Source organism: Blastococcus sp. KM273129 (assembly GCF_021698995.1).
GTDB lineage: Bacteria > Actinomycetota > Actinomycetes > Mycobacteriales > Geodermatophilaceae > Blastococcus.
Genome location: NZ_SSXB01000206.1, coordinates 1 through 373, shown reverse-complemented (window position 1 = coordinate 373; position 373 = coordinate 1). Strand labels below are relative to the sequence as shown.

The following is a 373-nucleotide window of genomic DNA, read 5'->3' as shown; positions in this document are numbered from 1 at the left end:
CCTCGCCGCTGCCCGACTCCGGCGGGACCGGTCCCGGCCCGGACGACCTCGACCGGCTGCTCTGAGGTGCGGGACACAGCCGGCGCGCTGCAGGCAGCGGGCGGCCCGGACGTCGGGGTCAGAGCCGGGCGACGGGTGACGCCTCGTCGCCCTCGCGCTGGCTGACCGCGACCTCGTCCCCGTCGGCGTCCTCGTCGGCGTCCTCGTCGCCCTCGTCCGCGGGCGGTGCGGTCACCTCACCCGTGCCCTCCGCGGGCGGGGTGGTCGGCTCGCTGGTGGCGCCGCCGTCGTCACCGGGCGGGGTGGTCGGCGTCCCGGTGCCCTCCTCCGGCGGGGTGGTCGGCTCGCCGGTGGCGCCGCCGTCGTCACCGGG

The 373-nt window shown here is 79.9% G+C and carries 1 pseudogene; it reads right to left on the bottom strand.

The features are described from left to right. Positions 1 to 118: 118 nt before the first annotated feature. Positions 119 to 373: pseudogene (locus E9565_RS22045) on the bottom strand (hypothetical protein); the annotation flags it as partial.